The organism is Corallococcus exercitus, from assembly GCF_003611585.1.
Classification (GTDB): Bacteria; Myxococcota; Myxococcia; order Myxococcales; family Myxococcaceae; genus Corallococcus; species Corallococcus exercitus.
In genome coordinates, this window is record NZ_RAVW01000776.1 from 1 (window position 1) to 1,519 (window position 1,519).

The 1,519-nt window shown below is 68.1% G+C and carries 1 protein-coding gene; it reads right to left on the reverse strand.

The features are described from left to right. Positions 1-45: 45 nt before the first annotated feature. Entirely contained in the window at positions 46-1,371 is a 1,326-nt protein-coding gene (locus tag D7W79_RS41915; protein ID WP_120530746.1) for an IS701 family transposase, read from the reverse strand. Positions 1,372-1,519 lie beyond the last annotated feature (148 nt).

Sequence of the window (1,519 nt, forward strand, 5' to 3'; positions counted from 1 at the left end):
GACTCGACTTTCGCTCTTTTGGAGCGAGGGGGCGAGCGCTGCGGTCTACGCCGCGCGCTCCTGGGGGTGCGTGGCGCGGGAGGCGGCGCGTAAGTTGGCGCGAAGTCGACGCGGCGAGTGCCAGCGGGCACGGGCCAGGGTGGCTTGAGCCAATCGCAGGACATCCGCGAAGCTGACAGTGGCCTTGGTGGTGTACCAGGGTCGCACAGGCAGCTTCAGTTGCTGCCAGCTGGCGGCCAGCTCCAGGTACCAGAGGACGAGCAGGGTGTAACTCAAGCCTGCGAAGGGAGCGGTGCGCAGCACGGCCAGGCGGCGGCGGGCACGTGAGTCGGCGAAGCCAAGCAGCTGTTTCAAGTCTCGGAAAAGCACTTCGATGCTCCACCTGAAGGCATACCTTTCCACCACTTGGAGGGCCGTGAGGGAGGCGTCGGTGCAGAAGAAGACGCGCAGGGGCCGGCTGCCGCCCGTCATCCGCACGACGACGACCTTGAGCATCCGCTCTCCGGCAGCACTCCTCCAGCGGGCCACCACCTCCTTGCAGTCCACCTGCTGCGACTGGCCGTAGAGAAAGGCCGTCAGCCGCTGCCAGGGGAGCGCGGCATCCCGGGCGAGGGCCTGGGGCTTGGGCACCGTCACGTCGCGCGTCAGCCACCGGCCCGTCTTCGGCGAGCGGCACCGGTGCGTGCGCGGGCGAGTCAGCACGGCGTCTGGGCGCATGGCGCCGACGAAGACGAGCCGTTGCGGCAACTGCTTGAGCACGGTGCTGCACGAGTAGGCCTCGTCTGCGGCAAGCTCCACGGGAGCCGTGGGCAGCCAACTGAGGACACGCTCCACCAGCTCTCGGCCCAGCTGCGTCTTCTTGCGGTGCGCAATGCCTTTCCTCTGGCACTCGGCCTGGGTGCGGTAGAGCCGGAAGAGGACGGGCAGCGCCCAGGGGCGCGAAGCAAAGGGCACCTGCACCAGCACCGCCAGCGTCACCCAGACGTGGCCGAAGCAGAAGACGTGCACAGCTCGGGTGGAGTGCACCGCATCCAGGTGGCTGCCCAGACCGAATACCTTCGGCCCTTTGTGGCTGCACAGGGTGTCGTCGAGCACCAGTCTCAGGGGCCCCAGGGCCGCCAGTTTCAGCAGCAGCAGTCGGCCCACTTCGTCCGCACTCCAGCGGGCCCGGGAGAAGAAGCGATGGAAGGCCGCGTGGTGCTGCACGCCCGAGACGCCCGCAGCCACCAGCGCCTCGGTGACCGCGTGCGTGCCGCCACTGCACACCCAGCCGGCGAACAGCACCAGGAAGCGCAGGAACGAGGGCTCGGTGAAGGCGGGCCGGACCAGCTGCAAGACTCGCAACAGTGCATACAAATGGGAGGCGGCCATCGGGAGACCTCGAAGGTGCTGGAGGAGGCGTGTCTTGCCGGACACCTCTCTCAGCTGGCCTCGATGGCCGCTCTTCTCCTACCCTCAGCCCCTTCTACCCTCGCCCCCCTGCTTGGGCCTCCCGGCTCAAAAGGGCGAAAGTCGAGTC

Excerpts from the sequence above, each read along its gene's own strand:
- D7W79_RS41915 (WP_120530746.1), bottom strand. The coding sequence starts at position 1,371 with ATGGCCGCCTCCCATTTGTATGCACTGTTGCGAGTCTTGCAGCTGGTC.